Origin of the sequence: Streptomyces sp. CBMA152 (genome assembly GCF_014596475.1) — a bacterium.
Lineage (GTDB): Bacteria > Actinomycetota > Actinomycetes > Streptomycetales > Streptomycetaceae > Streptomyces.
Map to the genome: position 1 here is coordinate 118080 of NZ_MECJ01000039.1, position 17026 is coordinate 135105.

10 protein-coding genes are annotated in these 17026 nt (G+C 70.3%); 6 read left to right on the forward strand and 4 right to left on the reverse strand.

The annotated features are described in order from the left end of the window. Positions 1 to 37: 37 nt before the first annotated feature. A complete protein-coding gene (locus BG418_RS38570; protein WP_188278748.1) occupies positions 38 to 6022 on the forward strand; it encodes a hypothetical protein in 5985 nt (1994 codons plus the stop codon). 166 nt (positions 6023 to 6188) lie between these two features. On the opposite strand, the gene BG418_RS38575 is transcribed toward BG418_RS38570, so the two are convergent. Then, positions 6189 to 7487, reverse strand: a complete 1299-nt coding sequence (locus BG418_RS38575) for a phosphatase PAP2 family protein (RefSeq protein ID WP_188278749.1) — start codon at positions 7485 to 7487, stop codon at positions 6189 to 6191. Between the two features lie 341 nt (positions 7488 to 7828). Then, a complete protein-coding gene (locus tag BG418_RS38580; RefSeq protein WP_188278750.1) occupies positions 7829 to 9022 on the reverse strand; it encodes a magnesium and cobalt transport protein CorA in 1194 nt (397 codons plus the stop codon). 234 nt (positions 9023 to 9256) lie between these two features. On the opposite strand from BG418_RS38580, the gene BG418_RS38585 reads away from it, so the two are divergent. Next, on the forward strand, positions 9257 to 10405 hold the full coding sequence (locus BG418_RS38585) for a winged helix DNA-binding domain-containing protein (protein ID WP_223186050.1): 1149 nt from the start codon (positions 9257 to 9259) through the stop codon (positions 10403 to 10405). Positions 10406 to 10423: 18 nt separating this feature from the next. Here the strand turns inward: BG418_RS38585 and lysA are convergent, their stop codons facing one another. Continuing rightward, a complete protein-coding gene (gene lysA / locus BG418_RS38590) occupies positions 10424 to 11755 on the reverse strand; it encodes a diaminopimelate decarboxylase (protein WP_188278752.1) in 1332 nt (443 codons plus the stop codon). Positions 11756 to 11770: 15 nt separating this feature from the next. Then, the gene (locus BG418_RS38595; protein ID WP_188278753.1) at positions 11771 to 12220 is read right to left on the reverse strand and encodes an SAV_915 family protein; all 450 of its coding nucleotides are present in this window, start codon (positions 12218 to 12220) and stop codon (positions 11771 to 11773) included. 195 nt (positions 12221 to 12415) lie between these two features. Here BG418_RS38595 and BG418_RS38600 point away from each other — a divergent pair, with 195 nt between their 5' ends. From BG418_RS38600 to BG418_RS38615, 4 genes are all read left to right on the forward strand, one after another. Next, complete coding sequence (locus BG418_RS38600) at positions 12416 to 13297, forward strand: LysR substrate-binding domain-containing protein (RefSeq protein WP_188278754.1); 882 nt, start codon at positions 12416 to 12418, stop codon at positions 13295 to 13297. Positions 13298 to 13476: 179 nt separating this feature from the next. Continuing rightward, a complete protein-coding gene (gene dmpI, locus BG418_RS38605) occupies positions 13477 to 13659 on the forward strand; it encodes a 4-oxalocrotonate tautomerase DmpI (protein ID WP_188278755.1) in 183 nt (60 codons plus the stop codon). A gap of 73 nt (positions 13660 to 13732) precedes the next feature. Next, positions 13733 to 15421 (forward strand): AMP-binding protein, encoded by a 1689-nt coding sequence (locus BG418_RS38610; RefSeq protein ID WP_188278756.1) that lies wholly within the window; start codon positions 13733 to 13735, stop codon positions 15419 to 15421. Next, positions 15418 to 17025 carry an AMP-binding protein gene (locus BG418_RS38615; RefSeq protein WP_188278757.1) on the forward strand — a complete coding sequence of 536 codons (1608 nt, stop codon included), beginning with the start codon at positions 15418 to 15420 and terminating at the stop codon, positions 17023 to 17025. Before BG418_RS38610 ends, BG418_RS38615 begins: the two co-directional genes overlap by 4 nt. Position 17026: the final 1 nt, after the last annotated feature.

Sequence of the window (17026 nt, forward strand, 5' to 3'; positions counted from 1 at the left end):
ATCCCCGTTCGTCACGGCCGAAGGAACAGCGGCCGACATGGCCCCTGTCCTCGTCGGCGCGCTGGAGGCGCTGGCGCGAGCCCTGTCCGCGGTTCCCTCGCCGGTCGGCTCGGCCGTGAGGCTTCTCCAGCAGGCCGACGTGGAACACGCCCTGAACTCGATGCCGGTGCAGTGGCGTCGTCATCTGCTCGGTGCTCTGCGCATCTCGGTGATGGGGACGAGGGTGAGTCCGGCCCTGTGCCGTGACATTCTGGCCCGCTTGGGGCGCGATCCTGACTCGCCCAAGGCGCGGCACGCCGCCGCCCACCTCGGCCAGCCCCTGTTCGGTGACCTGCTGACGGCAGCCCGCTCGGACGAACCGTTGACCCGGCGCTGGAGCCCCGCGCTGCTGCGCCTCGCTGCGTGGTCGATGCTGCGCGTCAGCGGCGAGGACGCGCCGCTGTGGGTCTGGGCCCTGGACCAGCCATGGATGACGGATGCCTCTCCACCGGAAGCGATTGCCGTCGTACGACAAGCCGCAGCGCGTGTCGTGGAGCTGTTACCGGAATCCCGGGAGCAGCACGAGGAACAGGATGCGGACCGCGGCGAGGTGTCGGCCGGCTCCGGCGGACAGGTTTCGGCTGACACTGGTGAAGGGACGAGGCAGGAAGTAGCGCCGGACGCCGAGCTGCTCGCCGCCAACCTCGACCGCGCCGAGCAGGCACTGAAGGCCGCGATCGAGCCTGTGCAGCGGGTTGCCCGGGCGGTGTCCGAGCAGGCCAGGCCCGACGAGGCGGACCTTGCCGCGCTCGTCGAGATCGCGGAGTCGTTCGACGCCGCCTCGGCGGGACTCCATGCCCATCAAGTGGTCCCCGCATCCATCGATCTGACGGGGCTCAGGGAGGGGACGGCCGCGGTGGTCGAGGCGCTGGACCTCGGCGAACTCCGCGCGCGGCTCCCGCTCGTGGCACGCCTGGGCCGAACGGCGGGCTCCGCGCTGCCGATTGACGCACTGGCCCAGGCACAGGAACGCGCGCGTACGCTGCACTCCCAGGAGACCTGGGGCCGGCAGGACCGAGTGGATGCCGAAGCGCTTGGCACCCTCCTGACGATGGTGGAGTTCGCGCAGAGCAGCGAGGGCAGGTCCGCAGAGATCCTTGAGCTCCTGGGGGCGATGTCCGCGAAGGGGCCCGCAGCCGAACTGGTGCTGCTGGCCGCACAGCACGCGTGCCTGACGTTCGTACAGGATGAGGAGCAGGCGGGCGGCGCCGGTCGAAGCCCGCTCGTGGCCCCGGTCCCCGTAACGGCTCCGCCTGTTTCGCCGGTCCCAGCACCGGTGCCATCCACGGATGAGCCAGCGCCGCCGCCTGTGCCAGACAAGCCCCAGCACGATGCCTCGGCCGGCCCGTCGACCCCGGTATCGTCCGACCGTGCGAAGCGGGAGTGGCCGGGGGCGGCCGCTGCGGCCATGGGCGCGACGATTCCGGCTCAGCGCAGCGGAGAGGCCGCTGCCCCGAACTCCGCCGAGGGAATCAGCTCTCGTGCTTCCGATGCCACACCCGCCGGATCGGACGTGGCGCGGACCGCTTCGTCGTCCGCCATGTCCTCCACGGCATCGCTCGCGCCTCTCGTGGCAGTGCAGCGCTACGGGATGGCGGCGGCGCTGGCTGCCCAGAGCGGCGAACCCGCTTTCCGGGTCTCGGCTCTGCGGATCTGCGCGTTCGCCCACGGGGTGCGATCGGCCAGTGGCGAATGTGCCTCCCGCGTCCGGGGCGAGCTGGCCGAGACGAATGTGGACCAGCTGGTTGGCAGTCGACCGGATGCCGCCCTCGTCACCGCCGCCCTGCTGCGTACAGTCCTGGTAACCGGCGATCCCGAGGCCAGCGCCCCGCTGGAGCGGGTCGCTTCGGCGCTGCCGCCGAGCCTGGCGTCCATCGCCGCCGAGGTCTCCCGGCGGGCCCTGCAGTCGATGCTGCTCCACTCGCCCCCACTGGCCTTGGCCCGGGGTGCCGCCGAGCTCGAAAAGACCATGCAGGAGGCCCGTGAGGAGTGCCAGCAGGGGCTCGATCAGGTCCCCAGGCTGCGCTTCAGCCGCGCGACTGAGATCACACGTGTCTGGCTCGGCAAGGACGGCCTCATCGGTGCCCTCCTGCGCAGCGCGGTCGACGACGACAGGGCGGCCATCGACGATGTGGCGCAGCGTGTACGGGAGTTGGGTGTCGACTCCGTACTCCAGGACCGGCTGAACGACATCGACCGGCAGATGATGAAGTCCAGCAGGAGCCGCCTGGAAGGCCCCGCGCGACAGAGCTTGTTGCGGCTGATGAACGATCGACTGCGGTCGGTGGAGAAGTGGGTCGCCGCCGCGCGTGCGCTCGACGCCGGGGCCAGCGACTGGAGCGCGGATCAGGTCCAGGAGATGCGCGCCAACGTGCTGGCGCTGCGCAGCAGCGTGCTCGACGACCTCGATGAGCAGTCCCTGACCGAGGATCCGTACGCCGCGACGGCCATGCAGTCGGCTGCGAGCTCTCTGCGCCTGACCTTCGAGCTGCTGGCCGGTGACACCCGGCTCGATCCGATGGAGCCCGCGGCCGAAATCGTGCTGGGAGCCGATCTGTTGAAGATCGCGGGCGTACGCGTGGACGAGGTGAGCGGGCGGATCTCACCGCCGCATCTGTCGATGGAGGACATCGCGGCCGCCGGGGACAGGTCGTGGGCGGAGGCCGTCAGAAGGCATGCGGCGGCCGAGCGGTTCGACCTGGCCGCCTACCTCCTCGACCTCTCCGAGAAGCGCCATCTGCCAGGTGTCGGGGAGGACGGCAGGTTGATCGCCGAGAGTGTGCACACGGCGGTGACCGAGGCGGCCAAGAGCACTGCGGCCGAGTTGCGGGGAAAGCGGCGGGCCCTTGAGGACGCCCTGCGCCGCACCCGCGTGAACGGGGTGTTCAGGGAGGAAGAGGAGCGAGTCTTCGAACACCGGCTCCAGGCAACGTCCTTCGAGCCGACGGCCGACCTCGCCGCCGCCAGGCAGCGGTTGGACGCGCTGTCCGAGGAGCTGGAACGGGCTCACGCCACAGCCACGGCGAAGCTGCGGACCCGGCTCGCGGAGATCCCCGGCCTGAAGCCCGAGAACGCGGCCAGAGTCACGCCCCTTCTGGACGACGGCGATCTGCTGACCGCCGAGGAGCTGATCTCCCACCTCTCCAACGGCGAGAGCATCCCCGACACCCGTCAGGCGGACCATCCCCTGGACGCGTTCTTCCCTGTGGTGCCGCAGGCGCTGCCGAACGGAATCACCGAGGAACTCATTCAGGCCGTACGTAACCGTCAGCGGTTTCTCGATCTTGACGCTCTCGATTTCTCCACCATGTCACAGGAGTTCACGGAGCAGGCGGCACAAGGTCTCGCCGGCTGGCACGACATGGCATCCCGTCGGGGATCTCGGCGGTTGGAGGGGCTCAGCGAGTTGCATCTGCTCCTGCCTGCTTTGCGTCTCATCGGGTATCGCAGCCTGCGCAGTCCACAGCGCGAGCGACAGCGGAGCACCACCCCGGAGCACCGGTTCCTCGACCTGGTGGAGGTGACGTACACGGGCAACGCCCTTGTACCGTCGTTCGGTTCGGCGCTGCGGGGCAGACTGCGGGTGATGCTGGCCTGGGGGCAGCCGAACCCGGAGGCGCTGATGGCCCGCGTGCAGCAGGACCCGAGCCACGAGAGTCTGCTCGTCGCCTATTTCGGAACGCTGTCGCCGCAGGACCGGAAGACGCTTGCGGCACTCAGTGTCGGTAAGCGACCCATGGTCGTACTCGACGACGCTGCTCTCGCCTACCTCGCCGCGCGGGGCAACCAGCTGCTGGACCCGGCAATGCGGGTGCTGCTGCCGTTCTCGGCCGTCAACCCGTACGTCAGTGAGAAGCGCGGCCGGGTCGCGGAGGAGATGTTCTTCGGCCGACTGGACGAGCTGAGCTCCGTACAGAATCCGGTCGGCAACCAGGTCGTGTTCGGCGGCCGGGGCCTCGGGAAGTCCGCCCTGCTCAAGGAGGCGGGCAGGAAGTTCACGGCACAGGCCCCGGCTGCGCACATCAGCCTGGCACTGAGCCTGGACTCCACTTACAACGGCACCAGCGCCCAGGCCGCCACCGTATGGAACATCATCGGGCGCCGGCTGCTGGAGGAGGACGCGCTTCCGCTCACCAAGCGGGGGCGGTCCGAGGCAGCCCTGACGGCCGACACCGTGGTGACGGGCATCAAGGCCTGGCTCAAGCAGGACAGCGGTCGGCGCATGCTGATCATGCTGGACGAGGCCGACGGCTTCTTCGAGTCGGATTCCCCCAGGTTCACCGAGACCAGGCGCCTGCGCGACCTGAGCTCGGAGACGAGCGACGGCGTCAAAGTCGTCTTCGCGGGCCTGCACTCGGTGCAGCGGTACGCGACGCTCGCGGTGAACAACCCGTTCAGCCATCTCTCGCAGCACCCGACGGTGATCGGTCCGCTGCAGCCGCAGGACGCGGCGAATCTGCTGCTGAAGCCGCTGGCGGCGCTGGGCTACCAGTTCGACGAAGCGCCGTTGGTCCATCGGATCCTCGGGCACTGCTCCTATCAGCCGTTCCTGCTGCAGATGTTCGCTCACCGACTTGTCCAGGCCATGCACGTCAAGCGAAAGGAGGAAGTGGCGGGCCCTCTGTACTCCATCGCGCGGGCGGACGTGGAGCGGGTCCAGACGGACAAGGACCTCCAGCGCAGCATCACGGCGGCCTTCCACGACACGCTGCGGCTCGACTCCCGGTACAACACGATCGCCAATGTGGTCGCCCACCACGCCCACCATCACGGGATCGACGCCAGGATGACCCATGGGGAGCTGCGCGACGAGTGCACGTACTGGTGGGCCGAGGGGTTCCGGGACCTGGACCCCGACCAGTTCCGTGCCTATCTCACCGAGATGGAGGGACTCGGGGTGCTCGCCCCGGACCCCGACCACCGCGGCTGGCACCTGCGGAGCGCAAACGCGCTGAGCATGATCGGCACGCTGGAGGACGTGGACGCGCAGCTGCAGAACACGTCGAGTCGGCAGGTGACCGAGCGGCTCACGGCCATGGAGACCCGCCATCGGTCCGCCCACTCCCATTCGCACTGCCCGCTCACCGCGGCGCAGATCGCCGACATCCTGCCGGGGCGGCAGGTTGCGGGCGGTGAACAGGGCCGTCGGAACCTCGCCCGTGTCGTCATCGGGTCACCGGCCACGGGGATCGGCCGGGTCGGCGCCGCACTGCGCGAGGTCGCGGAGAGCACGGGCTGGAAGATGCCCGTCATCAACAGGCGGGCCGATTTCGAACGTGAGCTGGTGGGCGGCGAAGCGGGAACGAGCCGAGTGGTCGTCTCCGATCTGACGGTCAAGTCGCCCGGCGAGCAGTCCTGCCTGGAATCGCTGGACATGGCCGTGACCCGGCTCCCCGCGGCGCCAGGCGTCACCCGCTCTGCCGTGGTGGTGGCCGGATTGGACCAGCTGGCTCTCTGGTGCGGGCTGTTGTCGGACGCCCGAACCAGCGAGCTGGGAGTCGTGCCCCTACGCCGCTTCACCCGGCACGGGCTGCGTACCTGGGCCCTGGACCAGAAGAGCGTCTTCGCCGCGGAGTCGGCACTCGAACGCCTGGAGGAGGCCACAGGCGGCTGGCCGTTGCTCGTCGACCGTCTCTCTGAACGGGTGGCCCGCGGCCTTTCCCAGAGCAAGGCCCTGCGGTCGGTCCAGGAATCACTGGAGAGCCCGGCAGGCGCGCGGGACTTCTTGGCCCAGGTGGGCCTCGTCCCCCAGACACCCCTGTGGTCGGCGTTCGAGGTGGTGCTTGAGTTCATGACGGAGGAAGGGCTGTCCCACGACGACCTCGAAGCGGCCGTGGAGACCGATACGTTCGACACGGCGATGCCCCCTTCCGGCGCTGTTCGCGCCTTGCGGGCCTTGCAGGTTTTCGACGTGGGTACGGACGGCCTGCACCGCCCGGAAGCCGTCCTGCTCTCCTGCTGGAAGCGCGCGTCGACGCCCTGACTCACCACCGCGACGGCCCAGGACCGGCGACCTGGGCCGTCGCGGTGCCACACGGCGGCGTGGGCTCACAGCCAGGCCCTCCGCTTGAATTTCAGCCCATGGACCGTCCCCATCATGGCCGCCCGACCCGTACCGCGCGCAGCCCCACGCCCCGATGCGGTACGACTCAGACCAGCTCGGGCTGTGGTTCCGGTCGGAGTACTGGTGCGGCCTTCGGTTCCCACTCTCGGGTGGTCCGTACGTAGCCGTAGATCACCGAGAGCATCGCCAGAATGACAAGGGGTCCGAACACCCACGGATGTGCGGCCATCTTCATCGGTAGCCAGCGGTACGCCAGCAGGAGCGCGACGAAGACCGCCGTGCCGTGGGCGACCTGCTGGATTCCCGCGCGGTCCCAGCCGCGGTCGTACGTGCGCAGGGCCGTCTCGACGGTGAGCGAGAACACCACGCCGGCGACGAGGTCCACGCCGTAGTGGTAGCCGAAGCCCAGCGTCGCGCTGAGCGTGGCGACCAGCCAGAACGTGCCCGCGTAACGCAGCAGGCGGGGGCCCTTGCGGGAGTGGATGAAGATCGCGGTGGCCCATGCCGTGTGCAGGCTGGGCATGCAGTTGCGCGGGGTGATCCCGTCGTACGGCACCGGGTGCGGGACGGTGATCGGCGGCGGCGTGTGCGGCCACAGGTTGGACACCGCCCACTGCACACCGCCGGTGCCGGAGGCGCCCGGGCCGTAGGCGAAGACCGGGCCGACCACCGGGAAGATCATGTAGATGGCCGGCCCGAGGAGGCCGATCACCAGGAAGGTGCGCACCAGATGGTGGCGCGGGAAGCGACGCTCGGACGCCACGTTGCGCAGCTGGTACATGGCGACGGCTACGGCGGCCACCGCGAGCTGGGCGTAGACCGAGGCGAGGATGTGGCTGCCGATCGGGCCGATGGCGTCGAGTGCCCGGCCCGCCGCCCACGACGGGTTGCCCAGTGCGTGATCAGCCATGGCCACGTACGGGTCGAGCACGGTCGGGCGGGTCTTCGACGTGATGAGCAGCCAGGTGTCACCGGTCTTGCGGCCGGTCACCAGGAGCAGGCCGAGGCCGACACCCTTCAGCAGCAGGAGGCGTTCCTGGCCGGTGCGGCGCGTGATCGCGAAGACCGCACAGCCCAGCATCGCCCACAGCGCGCCGTTGCCGAAGAAGTGGTCCGCAGGCACCTTGGCGCCGGCCGCCCACCGCCCCAGCACGAAGAGGGCGTCGATGCCGATCGCGGCACCGGCCGCGATGAACCGTTGCCGCCAGGTGAGCACCACCATCATCAACGCCAGCCCGCCGTACAGCGGCCCCGGCTTGGGCGGGAACACCAGTTCTCGCGCCTGGGTGGTGAGCGGCCCGGGCACGCCGGCGCAGCGACGCGCGACGATCTCCACGGCGACGAGCAGCCCGAGGGCCACCACACCCGCCGTGGCCCACAGCATCACGCGTGGCTGGGACCACGAGGCGAACCTGGTTTTGCGACTTATTCGCTGAAACGCCTGCGAAAGTGTAGGTATCAATTGATTTGGCCGATTTGGTAGATGCTGTTTGAGTGGATCACCCTTCATGCGGCACAGCGTCGTTCTCCGGTGAAGGAAGGGTGAAGCGGGCGTGTGTCGAGAGGTCGATCATGCCATCGGGGTCGTACGGGTGGTTTGGCGGGTATCATCCGGCCTGGCGGCGGGGCCGGAGAGGCCCGGGCCGCAACGGCTCCTGCCGTACCGACGGAGCCCCCTCGTAGGCGTTCGCGCATGCGAAGTCGATCAAACCCTCGCGCTCGCTGCTACAGCCAGTCCCGCCGCTTGAAAATGAAGTACAGCCCCACGCACACGACCCCCATCAGCCCGATCGCGAACGGGTACCCGAAGCCCCAGCTCAGCTCGGGCATGTCGTGGAAGTTCATGCCGTAGATCGTTCCCACCAGTGTGGGAGCAAACAGAATGGCCGCCCACGACGAGATCTTCTTGATCTCCTCGTTCTGTTCGAAGCCCGCCTCCGCCAACGCGCGCATTTCGGCGTTCTGTTGCTGGGTGACCAGGGTCGCGTTGACCGTGAGGATTTCTGTGAGGGCCTGGCGGAAGCCGTCTACGCGTTCGCTGGTGTGGGTTACGTGGTCGGCCACGTCACGGAGGTAGCGCTGGAGTTCCTCGTCCGTGCCGTACTTCGCGAAGCCGGCCATCAGGGCGTGGAGCATGCCTACCAGGGGGCGGGTGGCGCGTTGGAACTCCACGATTTCTCGGGAGAGTTCGTAGATGCGGCGGGATACCTCGGGGTCGCCGCGGAAGACTTCCGTCTCGATCTCGTCGATGTCGTTCTGGACGCCGGAGACGACCGGGACATAGCCGTCGACCACCGCGTCCAGGATCGCGTAGAGCACCGCCTCCGGGCCCAGGGCCAGCAGCTCGGGCGTCTCCTCCATGCGGCGGCGCACCGCCGACAGGTCGGGGGCGGCGCCGTGGCGGACCGTGATGAGGAAGTCGCGGCCGACGAAGACGTGCAGCTCGCCGAAGTCGACCTCCTCCGGGGCGTCGAGGTAGCGGGCGGCGCGCAGGACCACGAAGAGGGTTTCGCCGTACCGTTCCAGCTTCGGGCGCTGGTGGGCCTCCAGTGCGTCCTCGACCGCCAGGGGGTGCAGGTCGAACTCCTCGGCCAGGGAGAGGACTTCCGCCTCGGACGGGCGGTGCAGGCCGATCCACGCCATGCCGTCGGGGGTCTCGCGCAGCCTGCGGAACGTGTCGGCGAGCGTGTCGGGGGACGAGACCCTGCGGCCGTCCCGGTACAGCGCCGACTCCACCACGCTGCGGTGCTCGACCCGTGCGGGGTCGGGAGTGTGCGGTGGCGTGGTCGCCGGCGGAGCTTGCGCCGGCGGGGGCGTGATCGGCTGGCGGCGCCAGGAGTGCTTCTTCGGCTGCGGCGTCGCCGGGGGAGGTTGCGGCTGGGTGCGCCCGGAGTCGGCGCGGGCCCTTCGGCCGGTCATGCCTCACCTCCCGTGCGACATCGGCCCCGGCGCGTTCCCGTCCGGTGCGTATGCGTCTGCCCGGTCTCCGGAAAGTCCCCGAGAAGTCCTGTGAAGTCTCCGAGCAGTCTCGGAGCAGGATATACGGATCAAATGCCACAGGCTCGGCGTTCCGGACAGCGGCCCTCAGCCTCCCCCCGCACACTTCTCCAACGAGGACAGAAACTGTCCTCCATCGGCGATAACGTGCGTCGTATGGCCCCGCAAACGCCCCGCCCCTCGCGCCCCGCCACCTCCACGGCCCCCCTCCTCACCCCCCGCGCCCTCAACCGCGCCACCCTCGCCCGCCAGCACCTGCTCCGCCGCACGGCCACCCTGACCCCGAAGGACGCGGTCTCCCACCTCGTCGGACTTCAGGCGCAGAACGCGAAGCCGCCGTACTTCGCCCTGTGGGCCCGGCTCGAAGGGTTCCGGCCCGAGGACCTCTCCGCGCTCATCGAGGCACGCGAACTCGTCCGGATCGTCACCATGCGCTCGACCATCCACCTCCACACCGCCGACGACGCCCTCACTCTGCGCCCGCTCGTCCAGGCGGCCCGCGACCGGGAGCTCAAGATGTTCCGGGGCGGCCTCCAGGGCGTGGATCTCGACCGGCTCGCCGTGACCGTACGTGCACTCGTCGAGGAGCGGCCGTACACCATGAAGGAGATCCGGGACGTACTCCTGAAGGAGTGGCCGGACGCCTCGCCGCAGGCGCTCTCGACCGCCGCGCGGTGTGTGCTGCCGCTGGTGCAGGTCACTCCGCGCGGGCTGTGGGGGCGCGGCGGGCAGGTCGCGCTGACCACCGCCGAGCACTGGCTGGGGCGGGCGCCGGGGCCGGTCCCGGCGCCGGACGGCACCGTGCTGCGCTATCTCGCCGCGTTCGGGCCCGCCTCGGTCAAGGACATGCAGACCTGGGCGGGACTCACCCGGCTGAGTGAGGTCTTCGAGCGGCTGCGGCCCGAGCTCGTGACCTTCCGTGACGAGAACGGCGTCGAGCTGTTCGACCTGCCCGACGCCCCCCGCCCGGACGCGGACACCCCGGCGCCGCCCCGCTTCCTGCCCGAGTTCGACAACCTGCTGCTCTCGTACGCCGACCGCACCCGGGTCATCCCGGCCGAGCACCGGGGCAGCGCCTCGAAGGGCAACCAGGCCTTCCGTACGCTCCTCGTCGACGGCTTCCTCGCCGGGGTCTGGCGGATGGAGGAGGACAAGAAGACGAAAGGCGCCACCCTCACCGTTCAGCCGTTCGGGACGCTCGGCCGGGCCGCCCGCGACGAGGTGGTCGCGGAGGGCGAGCGGCTGCTCGTCGACATGACCGAGGCGACCTCGTACGACGTCCGCTTCGGGGACGTCATCGGCTGACCCCCGAGCGGCAGCCCATCACAACCCCACATCCCGCGACCGATGGTCCTCGAACGTCTCCCTCCGCATCAGCAGTCGCGACCGCCCCTGCGACACCGCCACCACCGGCGGGCGGCCGGTCATGTTGTAGCCGGACGCCATCGACACCTGGTACGCGCCGGACGCCGGTACGGCGAGGATGTCGCCGGGGCGTACGTCCTCCGGGAGTTCCACGTCCTGCGCCAGGATGTCGCCCGCCTCGCAGTGGCGGCCGACCACCGTCGTCGTGCGCATCGGCGCGGAGGTGCTGCGGCCGACCATGCGGACGGTGTATCGGGCCCCGTACAGCGCTGGGCGCGGGTTGTCGCTCATGCCGCCGTCGACCGCGACGAACACCTGTGAACCGGTGCGCTTCACCGACAGCACCCGGTACAGCGCGACCCCGGCCGGAGCCATGATCGAGCGGCCCGGCTCGACGGTCAGGCGCGGTGTCGGTATGTCGAACTCGACGCAGGCGCGGGTCAGTTCCTCGGTGATACGGCGGGCGTACGCGGCCGGGGAAGGCGCCGGGTCGCCCGGCAGATACGCCGCCGCGAAGCCGCCGCCGAGGTCCAGCTCGGGCAGGGTCACGCCATGGCGGTCGCGGATGCGGGCCAGCAGTGCGACCAGTCGGCGCACCGCCTCCCCGTACGGCTCGGGTGAGGTGATCTGCGAGCCCAAGTGGCAGTGCAGACCGGCGAGTTCGAGGCGAGGCTGGCCGAGGACGCGGGCGATGGCGTCCTCCGCGTCGCCGTTGGCGATCGACAGGCCGAACTTCTGGCCCTCGGACCCCGTCTGGATCTTGCGGTGCGCGCCCGCCTCGATGCCGGGCAGTACGCGGACCAGCACGCGCTGGGCGTCGGTCCCGGGCACCTGGGCCGCGATCCGCGCGATCTCGCAGTCCGAGTCGATGACGATCCGGCCCACCCCCAGCCGCAGCGCGGTCCGCAGATCCTGCGGGGACTTGGCGTTGCCGTGCATCACCACACGCTCGGGCGGGAAGCCGCGGGTGGCGGCGAGTTCGAGTTCGCCCGCCGAGCAGACGTCGAGGCCGAGACCCTCCTCGGCCATCCAGTCGACGACCGCCCGCGACACGAACGCCTTCGCCGCGTACACGATCTCGGCGTCCGGCAGCGCCCGCCGCCAGGCCCGCGCCCGGGACCGCACCTCCTCCTCGTCGAGTACGTACGCGGGTGTGCCATGCCGTTCGGCCAGCTCGGCGAGGGAGACGCCGGACAGGGCGACATCGCCGCCGGGCGCGCTCACGGCGGAGTCCGGCCACACCGAGGGTGCGCTCAACTCCCGTACGAAAAGATCGGGTTCAGTGGTCATGTGGAGGTACCTCGCTCAGTCGACGAATGCGTGGATCGCGGTGACGGCGGTCCAGACGGCGGCGGCCGCGCCCGTCACGCGCAGCACGCCGACCGTGTCCGGGTGCAGCCCGGAGCGGCGTGCGCAGGGCTGCTGCTCGACGGGCTCCCGGCGCCTTTTCTTCGCGGATACCGGCGCCGGGGCCGTGAGCTGCGGGTCCACCGTCACGGTGGTCACCCCGAGCGGTTCGGCCAGCGAGCGCAGTGCGGGCTCCGCCAGCCTGATCCAGCGCTGCTCGTGCCCGAGCACCGCGCACAGCCGCTCGGGACTGGTGAAGCCGACGGCGGTCCGTACGCCGAGCGGTGTGCGCAGGAAGCGCAGCTGTTCTCCTCCGGCAGAGCCGAGCCGAACCGGCACGTACAGGGGCCCTGCCGGGCGGCGTTCGTCGGGGTCCGCGTCGGCGACGTCGATGGTGAGGCTGTCCATGGTGGTGCCCTCCGGGTGGGAGTCGAAGCCGAGGCCGTTGTCTGCGGCGATCTCGACGCTAAGCCCGCACCCGGGCCCCGACCCCGCGTCCTGACGCGGCGCTGACTCCGTGCCGCCCGACTTTGACGGCTCCCTAGCGCCGCCCCTTTCCGCCGCCGCGTCGGGCCCCGCGAAACCCCTGGTTAGAGTCCCCGTATGGAACTGCGGCAGCTCAGCTACTTCGTCACCGTCGCCGAGGAACTGCACTTCGGGCGGGCCGCCGACCGGCTGCACATCGTGCAGTCGGCGGTGAGTCAGCAAGTGCGGCGGCTGGAGCGCGAGTTGGGTGCCGAGCTCTTCGACCGCTCGCCCCGGCACGTGCGGCTCACCGGTGCGGGGGAGCGGCTGCTGCCCGAGGCGCGGGCCGTGCTCGCGGCGGCGGACCGGGCGCGGGCGGCGGTGCGCGGCCGCTCCGGGCTGCGCCTGGGCACCAGTACGGGTCTGGGCGCCCACCTCGACCGGGTGCTGGCCGAGCTCGCCGTACTCGCCCCCGGCACCACCGTCGAGCTGGTGTCCGCCGCCACCCGGGACCGCCTCGAACAGGTCGCGGACGGGCGCCTGGACGCCGCGTTCGTCCGCTCCCCGGACCCGGTGTCGGGCGTACGGATCCTGCCGCTCTGGGACGACCCGCTGGTCGCGGCGGTCCCGGCGGCGCATCCGGTGGCCGGGGCGGCGGAGCTCGCGATCGCCGACCTGGCGGAGCTCGGCCTGTGCATCACGGCCCGCCGCAACCATCCGGCGCTGGTGGACCTGGTGGTGGGAGCGTGCCACGAGGCCGGGTTCGAGCCGCTGCCCGGACCGGTGAGCGGTTCGCTCCAGGACACACTGGCCACGATCGGTGCGGGAGGCGCGGGCGGGCGGCCGCTGTGGACGGTCGTGTACGCCTCCCACGCGCGCGTCCTGCACAGCCCCCGGATCGCCTTCCGCCCCTTCCGCGCGCCCGGCCTCACCCTGGCGACGGGCCTCGCGGTGCACGCGCGCACGCCCCCGGCGGAGATGGACGTACTGCTGCGCGCGTGCGCGGCGCCGGTGCAGTAGCCGACTCGTACGCGCGCAGGCTCATAAATCCACCGTCACCTGCAACGATCACGAAAACTGATCGCTGCGGTCGCGGTCTGCTTCTTGGTCGGGACCCGTCGATCGGATGGACTGGGGTCATGCCAGGCGAGCGGCCCGGAAGAGCCGGGAAGCCGCCGCGGACAAGGGAGTTGACCGTCATGCCGATCGTCACCATTCACCAGGGCCCCCGCGACGTCGAGCTCAAGCGCGAGCTGGTCAAGCGGGTCACGGACGCCTTCGTGGACGCGTACCGCATCCCCGCCGAGACGGTCCAGGTCTGGATCCACGAGGTCCCCACGGACAGCTGGGGCGTGGCGGGCAAGCTCACCGCCGACAAGTAGGGTTCGCCGCCTTCCCCGGACGGTGCCGAGGTCTCCAGGATGGTAGAGAGAGGCCAGGCAACGAGGAGGGCATATGGACGCACACGGCGCCACGGAGGAGTTCCGGGCCGCGCGGGATTTTCTGCTGGAGCACCGGGACGACTACGCGACGGCCTGTCAGGGGTTCGCCTGGCCGCGCCCCGAGCACTTCAACTGGGCGCTCGACTGGTTCGACGTGATCGCCGAGGGCAACACGGCGACCGCGTTGCACATCGTCGAGGAGGACGGCCGCGAGACCATCCTTTCGTACGCGGAGATGGCGCTGCGCTCCGACCAGGTCGCCAACTGGCTTCGAGCCCAGGGTGTACGGGCCGGGGACCGGGTGGTGGTGATGCTCGGCAACCAGCAGGAGCTGTGGATGACCGCGCTCGCGGCGATGAAGCTGCGCGCGGTCGTCATCCCGGCCACACCCCTGCTGGGTCCGGTGGATCTGCGCGACCGGATCGAGCGGGGGCGGGCCCGGCATGTGGTGGTGCGGGCGGAGGACACGGGGAAGTTCGGGGAGGTGCCGGGGGAGTACACGCGGATCGCGGTGAAGGCTCAGGGCGCCGCCCCCGTTCCCGAGTGGCTGGACTTCGACGACGCGTTCGGGATGGACGCGTCCTTCGAGCCGGACGGGGTCACCCGGGCCGACGACCCGCTGATGCTCTACTTCACCTCCGGTACGACCGCCCGGCCCAAGCTCGTCGAGCACACCCATGTGTCGTACCCGATCGGGCACTTGGCGACCATGTACTGGATCGGGCTCAAGCCCGGCGACGTACACCTCAACATCTCCTCGCCCGGCTGGGCCAAGCACGCCTGGTCCAATCTGTTCGCCCCGTGGAACGCCGAGGCGACCGTCTTCATCCACAACTACACGCGCTTCGACGCGGCCCGGCTGATGGCCTCGATGGACGCGGCGGGCGTCACCAGCTTCTGCGCGCCGCCGACGGTGTGGCGGATGCTGATCCAGGCCGATCTCAGCGCGCTGCGGAACCCGCCGCGCGAGGTCGTCGCGGCCGGTGAACCGCTCAACCCCGAGGTCATCGAGACGGTCCGGCGGGAGTGGGGCCGGGTCATCCGGGACGGCTTCGGGCAGACCGAGACGGCCGTCCAAGTCGCCAACACGCCAGGGCAGTTGCTGAAAGCGGGCTCGATGGGGCGGCCGAGCCCCGGCTACACGGTGGAGCTCCTCGACCCGGTGACGGGCGCGCCCGGCGCGGCCGAGGGCGAGATCGCGCTCGACCTGTCCACCCGCCCGGTCGGCCTGATGACCGGCTACCACGGCGACCCGGAACGTACCGTCGAGTCGATGGCCGGCGGCTACTACCGCACCGGCGACATCGGCGCCCGCGACGCCGACGGCTACATCACGTACATCGGCCGAGCCGACGACGTCTTCAAGGCGTCCGACTACAAGATCTCGCCGTTCGAGCTGGAGAGCGCGCTCCTGGAGCACGAGGCCGTGGCGGAGGCGGCCGTCGTCCCCGCGCCCGACCCGCTGCGGTTGGCCGTGCCGAAGGCGTACATCGTGCTCGCCGAGGGCTGGGAGCCCGGCCCGGACACGGCAAAGGTGCTGTTCGCGCACTCGCGCGCGGTCCTCGCACCGTACAAGCGCATCCGCCGACTTGAGTTCGGCGAGCTGCCCAAGACGGTGTCCGGGAAGATCCGCCGCATCGAGCTGCGGGAGGCGACGGCGGCGGGTTCGTCGGCGGAGTACGACGAGGGGGACCTTCGGTGACGGACCTCTCGTATGCCCACGGTGTGAGCGGTACGCCGCTGCTCGGCGACACGATCGGACGCAACCTGGACCGGGCGATCGCCTTGTACGGCGAGCGCGAGGCACTGGTCGACGTGGCGTCGGGGCGGCGCTGGACGTATGCCCAATTCGGCGCGTCCGTTGGCGAGTTGGCACGCGCCCTGCTCGCCTCCGGCGTCGCGAAGGGCGACCGGGTCGGCATCTGGGCGGTGAACTGCCCGGAGTGGGTGCTCGTGCAGTACGCGACCGCGCGGATCGGCGCCATCATGGTGAACATCAACCCGGCGTACCGGGCGCACGAGCTCGCGTACGTACTGAAGCAGGCCGGGATCTCGATGCTCTTCGCCTCGCAGGAACACAAGGGCAGCGACTACCGGGCGCTGGTCGAGCAGGCGCGCCCGGAGTGCCCGGCGCTGCGGTCGGTGCACTATATCGGGGACGAGTCGTGGGACGGGTTGGTGAGCCGTGCGGAGGAGGTGACGGCCGATCAACTCCTTTTGCGCAAGGCCGAGTTGACGTGTGACGACCCGGTCAACATCCAGTACACCTCGGGCACCACCGGCTTCCCCAAGGGGGCGACGCTCTCCCATCACAACATCCTCAACAACGCGTATTTCGTCGGGGAGTCGATCGCGTACACCGAGCGGGACCGTATCTGTGTGCCGGTGCCGTTCTACCACTGCTTCGGCATGGTGATGGGCAACCTCGCGGCCACCTCGCACGGCGCGTGCGTCGTCATCCCGGCGCCGTCTTTCGACGCGGCGGCGACGCTGCGGACGGTCTCGGAGGAGCGGTGCACGTCGCTGTACGGGGTCCCGACGATGTTCATCGCCGAGCTGAACCTCCCGGACTTCGCCTCGTACGACCTGTCCTCGCTCCGCACCGGGATCATGGCTGGGTCGCCGTGCCCGGTGGAGGTGATGAAGCGGGTCGTCGCCGAGATGAACATGGCCGAGGTGTCCATCTGTTACGGCATGACGGAGACCTCCCCGGTGTCCACCCAGACCCGCCGCGACGACGATCTGGAGCGCCGGACGGGGACGGTGGGGCGGGTGATACCGCACGTCGAGGTGAAGGTGGTGGACCCGGCGACCGGCGTCACCCTGCCGCGCGGCGAGGCGGGTGAGCTGTGCACACGTGGATACAGCGTGATGCTCGGCTACTGGGACGAACGGGAGCGGACCGCCGAGGTGATCGACGCGGGGCGCTGGATGCACACGGGTGACCTGGCCGTGCTGCGCGAGGACGGTTACGTACAGGTCGTGGGCCGCATCAAGGACATGATCATCCGAGGTGGCGAGAACATCTACCCGCGCGAGATCGAGGAGTTCCTCTACGCGCACCCGAAGATCGCCGATGTGCAGGTGGTGGGCGTGCCGGACGAGAAGTACGGCGAGGAGATCCTGGCCTGCGTCATCCCGCGCGACCCCGCCGACCCGCCGACGCTCGACGACATCGCCGCGTTCTGCCGCGACCGGCTGGCGCGTTACAAGGTGCCGCGCAGGCTGCGGATCCTTCGTGACTTCCCCATGACGGTGAGTGGGAAGGTGCGGAAGGTGGAGTTGAGGGAGGGGTACGGGGAGTAGC

Excerpts from the sequence above, each read along its gene's own strand:
- lysA (WP_188278752.1), bottom strand. The coding sequence starts at position 11,755 with ATGACCACTGAACCCGATCTTTTCGTACGGGAGTTGAGCGCACCCTCG.
- dmpI (WP_188278755.1), top strand. The coding sequence starts at position 13,477 with ATGCCGATCGTCACCATTCACCAGGGCCCCCGCGACGTCGAGCTCAAG.
- BG418_RS38575 (WP_188278749.1), bottom strand. The coding sequence starts at position 7,487 with ATGCTGTGGGCCACGGCGGGTGTGGTGGCCCTCGGGCTGCTCGTCGCC.
- BG418_RS38610 (WP_188278756.1), top strand. The coding sequence starts at position 13,733 with ATGGACGCACACGGCGCCACGGAGGAGTTCCGGGCCGCGCGGGATTTT.
- BG418_RS38595 (WP_188278753.1), bottom strand. The coding sequence starts at position 12,220 with ATGGACAGCCTCACCATCGACGTCGCCGACGCGGACCCCGACGAACGC.
- BG418_RS38585 (WP_223186050.1), top strand. The coding sequence starts at position 9,257 with ATGGCCCCGCAAACGCCCCGCCCCTCGCGCCCCGCCACCTCCACGGCC.
- BG418_RS38580 (WP_188278750.1), bottom strand. The coding sequence starts at position 9,022 with ATGACCGGCCGAAGGGCCCGCGCCGACTCCGGGCGCACCCAGCCGCAA.
- BG418_RS38570 (WP_188278748.1), top strand. The coding sequence starts at position 38 with ATGGCCCCTGTCCTCGTCGGCGCGCTGGAGGCGCTGGCGCGAGCCCTG.
- BG418_RS38600 (WP_188278754.1), top strand. The coding sequence starts at position 12,416 with ATGGAACTGCGGCAGCTCAGCTACTTCGTCACCGTCGCCGAGGAACTG.